Source organism: Streptomyces durbertensis, assembly GCF_014156695.1.
Classification (GTDB): Bacteria; Actinomycetota; Actinomycetes; order Streptomycetales; family Streptomycetaceae; genus Streptomyces; species Streptomyces durbertensis.
This window is the reverse complement of the sequence record NZ_WMLF01000425.1, coordinates 1-4,695: the sequence shown is the minus strand read 5'-3', so window position 1 is coordinate 4,695 and position 4,695 is coordinate 1. Positions and strand designations below refer to the sequence as shown.

General features: G+C 74.4%; 5 protein-coding genes. 3 read left to right on the top strand and 2 right to left on the bottom strand.

Annotated features, from left to right (window positions below; translation table 11 throughout):
- Positions 1–350 precede the first annotated feature (350 nt).
- Positions 351–1,757, top strand: coding sequence for a rhodanese-like domain-containing protein (locus GL263_RS21875; RefSeq protein ID WP_182857456.1), 1,407 nt, complete (start codon positions 351–353; stop codon positions 1,755–1,757).
- Positions 1,754–2,497: a sulfite exporter TauE/SafE family protein gene (locus tag GL263_RS21870; RefSeq protein WP_182857455.1), complete on the top strand. Its 744-nt coding sequence runs from the start codon at positions 1,754–1,756 to the stop codon at positions 2,495–2,497. Before GL263_RS21875 ends, GL263_RS21870 begins: the two co-directional genes overlap by 4 nt.
- A gap of 45 nt (positions 2,498–2,542) precedes the next feature.
- Here GL263_RS21870 and GL263_RS21865 read toward each other — a convergent pair whose 3' ends face one another.
- A complete protein-coding gene (locus tag GL263_RS21865) occupies positions 2,543–2,830 on the bottom strand; it encodes a metal-sensitive transcriptional regulator (protein WP_182857454.1) in 288 nt (95 codons plus the stop codon).
- Between the two features lie 79 nt (positions 2,831–2,909).
- Here GL263_RS21865 and GL263_RS21860 point away from each other — a divergent pair, with 79 nt between their 5' ends.
- Entirely contained in the window at positions 2,910–3,485 is a 576-nt protein-coding gene (locus tag GL263_RS21860; protein WP_182857453.1) for a rhodanese-like domain-containing protein, read from the top strand.
- A gap of 49 nt (positions 3,486–3,534) precedes the next feature.
- Here GL263_RS21860 and GL263_RS21855 read toward each other — a convergent pair whose 3' ends face one another.
- A complete protein-coding gene (locus GL263_RS21855) occupies positions 3,535–4,509 on the bottom strand; it encodes a DUF8832 domain-containing protein (protein ID WP_182857452.1) in 975 nt (324 codons plus the stop codon).
- Positions 4,510–4,695 lie beyond the last annotated feature (186 nt).

The following is a 4,695-nucleotide window of genomic DNA, read 5'->3' as shown; positions in this document are numbered from 1 at the left end:
GAGCGCGCGTTCAAAGCGGGAACTCAGCGGAAACGCAGCAGTGGAGTCAGCAGGAAGGCGCCGCCGTCAGCGGGCGGAGCGGACCTTCTGCGACCAGATACCTCGTGCCATGACGTCGATGCTAGCAGCGCCGCCGTGTCGCTCGCCCACGCGTTTGCGCCCGTTCAGATACACCCGGGGGTATTTGACGAGGACGTTCGAGGGCCGCTACCGTGAGCAAACCGATACCCCCACCCGTATATGAACGGCAGTCCGGTCCGCCCGGGCGTCCCCGGCGGACGCGGTCCGTGGCCGCGGTCGCGGGCCATCGCGACACGTGGGGTCCAGCCGCCGTGACGGAGGTCTGTTCCGTGTTCTTCGCCCAGTACTACCTCGACTGCCTCTCCCAGGCGTCGTACATGATCGCCGACGAGGGCACCGGGAAAGCCGTGGTCGTCGACCCCCGACGGGACGTCGCCGAGTACCTCGCCGACGCCGAGAGCCGCGGCTTCACCGTGGTCGGCGTCATCAACACCCACTTCCACGCCGACTTCGTCGCCGGCCACCTGGAGCTGGCCGCCCGCACCGGCGCGTGGATCGGCTACGGGCGGCGCGCGGTGACCGAGTACCCGGTACGCGCGCTGGCGGGCGGGGAACGGATCGTCCTGGGCGACGTGACCCTGGAGATCATCGAGACGCCCGGGCACACCCCCGAGTCCGTCAGCGTCCTCGTCCGCGAACACGCCGAGGACGCCGTGCCCTACGGCGTCCTCACCGGGGACGCCCTGTTCATCGGCGACGTCGGCCGCCCGGACCTGCTCGCCTCCGCCGGAGTCACCGCGGAGGAGCTGGGAGCGATGCTGTACGACAGCGTGCACCACAAGCTGATGGTCCTGCCGGACGAGGTACGGGTCTTCCCCGCACACGGCGCGGGCTCGGCCTGCGGCAAGAACCTGTCGACCGAACGGTGGTCCACCGTCGGCGCCCAGCGCGCCACCAACTACGCGTGCGCGCCCATGAGCCGGCACGCCTTCGTGGACCTGGTCACCGCCGGGCAGTCGGCCGCCCCCGAGTACTTCTCCTACGACGCGGACCACAACCGGCGTCGTCGCGAGCTGCACGACCCCTCCGCCGCGCCGCGTCCGCTGGCGGTCGAGGAGTTCGCCGCCCTCCGGGCCGCCGGCGCGGTGGTGCTCGACGCCCGCACACCGCAGGAGTTCGCCACCGGCCACCTGCGCGGCGCGGTCAACGTCCCGGCGGACGGCCGCTTCGCCGAGCAGGTCGGCACGGTGCTCGCCCCCACGGACGAACTCCTCGTGGTCGCACCGCAGAACCGTGAGCGCGAGGTCTTCACCCGGCTCGCCCGGGTGGGCTTCGACCGGCTCGCCGGCTATCTGCGCGACCCCGACGACCACCTGGCCGCGTTCGGCGGCGACGAGGTCACCCCGGCGAGCCGGGTCACCGCGACCGGTCTGCGCGCCGCGCTCGGCGGCGAGACGCCTCCGCTGGTGATCGACGTGCGCGGCTGCGCCGAGCGGGGAGCCGCCGGTCACCTCGACGGGGCCGTGCACATCCCGCTGGGCGAACTGCCCGGCAGGGTCGGCGAGATCCCCGGCGACCGGCCGGTGGTGGTGCACTGCGCGGGCGGGCACCGCTCGTCGATCGCCGCCAGCCTGCTGCGGCACCGCGGACTCACGGACGTTTCCGACCTGCTCGGCGGCTACGCCGCGTGGGCCGCGGCGCACGAGCGGCGCGGAGTCCCGGACGCGACCGCGTGAGCGCGCTGCTGCTGGCGCTCGGCGCGGGCGCCGTCGTCGGGCTGGCGCTCGGGGCACTGGGCGGCGGGGGCGGCGTCCTCGCCGTCCCCGCCCTCATCTACCTGCTGGGCCTCACTCCGGCGGCCGCCACGACGGCGGCACTGCTCATCGTCGCCACCACCTCGGTGACCGCGCTCTACGCGCACGCCCGTGCCGGGCAGGTGGCCTGGCGGACGGCGGCGCTGTTCAGCGCGGCGGGCGTGGCTCCCGCCTACGTCGCCGGCGCGGCGGCAGGGGCCGTGCCGGCCGCCGCGCTCACGGCCGCGTTCGCCCTGGTGGCCGCGGCGGCGGCGGTGCGGATGCTCCGCCCCGCCCGGTCGGCGCCGGCGGAGCGCGCCAAGCCCCTCCAGGCCGCCGGCGTCGGGGCGGGACTCGGGGCCGTGACCGGGTTCCTCGGAGTCGGGGGCGGTTTCCTCGCGGTGCCGGCGCTGGTCGGGGTGCTCGGCGTGCGGATGCGTCAGGCGATCGGCACCAGCCTGCTGGTCATCACCGTCAACGCGCTGGTCGCGCTCACCGCGCGGGCGGGCGCCGGCACGGGAGTCGACTGGGCGGTGGTGGCGCCGTTCACGGCGGCGTCCGTGCTCGCCTCGTGGGACGGCAGGCGGCTGGCCGCGAAGGTCTCGGCGGCGACGCTGCGGAGGGTCTTCGCGGGTGTGCTGCTGGCGGTGGCCGCCTTCATGCTGGCCGGGACGCTCCTGTGAGTCCCGGCGGGTACGGCCGCGTGAGCCGGGCCGCCCGCCGGCGGCTCAGGCCAGCGACAGGAACAGCTTCTCCAGCCTGGCCTTCGTCTCCTCGCGGCCGGCGTCGGAGGAGGCATCGCCCTCGATGTCGGTCAGACACTGCTGGAGGCCGGTGGCGATGATCGCGAAGCCGGCCCGGTCCAGCGCCCGTGACGCGGCGGCGAGCTGGGTGACCACCTCCTCGCAGTCCCGTCCCTCCTCGATCATCCGGATCACGCCGGTGATCTGCCCCTGCGCCCGGCGCAGCCGGTTGAGCACCGCCTTGAGTTCGGCACCTGCCAGATCAAGTTCCACCACAACTCCTCATAAATACCCCCAGGGGTAATGGTAGTCTCCCTCGGGGGGCACCGTCGACACAAGGATGGCACCCGGCATGACCACACCCACCACACTGGCGACCGACGAAGCCCGCGACCGGCTGCACGAGCTGACGATCATCGACGTCCGCACGCCCGGCGAATACGCGAGCGGCCACCTGCCCGGCGCGCTCAACATCCCGCTCGACCAGCTCCCGCGCGCGCTGCCCGACCTGCGGGTCGCCGCCGAGCGCGGGGACGTGCTGGTCGTCTGCGCGTCCGGAGCCCGCTCCGAGAACGCCTGCCGCGTCCTGGCCGAGCACCACATCCCCACCGCCACCCTCGCCGGCGGCACCGGCGCCTGGGCCGCCGAGGGGAACGAGCTGCGGCGCCCCGACGGACCGGCGCGGACCACCTGGGCGATGGACCGCCAGGTACGGCTCGCCGCGGGCTCGCTCGTGCTGCTCGGCCTGGCGCTCGCCGTCCTGGTGCACCCGGCCTTCCAGCTCCTGTCCGCCGGGGTCGCGGCCGGCCTGGTGTTCTCCGCGCTGACGAACACCTGCGGCATGGCCGCGCTGCTCGCCAGGCTTCCGCACAACCGCCCCCGCCTCGCCGACCTCGACCGGGTACTGGCCGCCCTGCGCGCCCGCTGAGCGGGCGGGCCGGCGACGCCGGGTGCCGCCGGAGCCGGCGGCACCCGGTTCAGTGGTCGTGGCCGGCGTCCGGCTGCTCGGTGGGGTCCGGCTGCTCTGCGGGGTCCGGCTTCGCGGAGCCCGCGGCGGCCGGGACATCGAGCGTGAGGGACGCGGTGCGGACCTCGCCGCCGTGCCGGAAGTCCAGGAACAGCCGGTAGGCGCCTGCGCTGGGCGCGATCGCGGTGAAGGCGACGTCGGGACCTGGACGGGCTTCGCCGGAGTCGGCCCCGCCTCCGGGATGGACGTGCAGATAGCCGAGGTCGCCCGCGCGCACCGCCACCAGGTGGCCGTACGCGCCGAGGTAGGGCTCCAGGTCGGTGACGGGCGCGCCGTCCCGGCTGACGGTCAGCCGGAGTTCGCCGGGCCGGCCGGGGGTGAGTCCACCCTCGAGGGTGACGGTGTAGTCGTCGACGGTCGCCGTGGCGGACGGTTCGGCGAGCGGGCGGGGACGGTAGTCGCCGGCGACTGCGAGGTCCGCGCCGAGCGTGCGGGGCGCGGCGTCGCCGGCCTTCGGGCGGAAGTCGGCGATGAGACGGTGGTCGCCGGCGCGCGGCAGCCGGACGTCGGCGCTCCAGGTGCCGTCGGCGGCCCGCTCGGGGTGGAGGTGCCGGTAGGTCGCGAGGTCCCGGCTGACCAGGACGAGGTGGAGTTCCTTCTTGTGTTCGACGTGGTAGTCGGTCACCGGACGGCCTTGCCGGTCCCGCACGGTGAAGCGCAACTCGCCCCGCTCCCCCGCGGTCAGGCGCGGAGTGTCGAGATCGAGGGCGTAACCGCCGTCGCTCACCCCGAGGGCTCCCACGCCCTCCGACGCGGACGGCCGGCCGTCGCCCCGGGACGTGTCGTGGGAGCCGTCCCGGCCGTGCGCGGACTCCGCGGCGGGTGCGGCGCCCAGCGGATCGACGACCGCTCCCGCACCGTAGGCGACGCCGAAGGTGGCGGCCAGCACGGCGGCGAATGCGGTGACCCTCAGTCCGGTTCTCATGGCGCTCCCTGGATGCGTGTGCTGCCTGCCGGGCGACTCCCACCCGCTCAACACCGTCGACTATACCCCCGGGGGGTAACTGTCGATACACGGGGCGACGCTTGCGTGGAATACGGGCGGGGGGTATACAGTTTCCCTCAACGAATACCCCAGCAGGGTATGATTCCAGCCCGTCCGAACCTGCCC

Excerpts from the sequence above, each read along its gene's own strand:
- GL263_RS21860 (WP_182857453.1), top strand. The coding sequence starts at position 2,910 with ATGACCACACCCACCACACTGGCGACCGACGAAGCCCGCGACCGGCTG.
- GL263_RS21855 (WP_182857452.1), bottom strand. The coding sequence starts at position 4,509 with ATGAGAACCGGACTGAGGGTCACCGCATTCGCCGCCGTGCTGGCCGCC.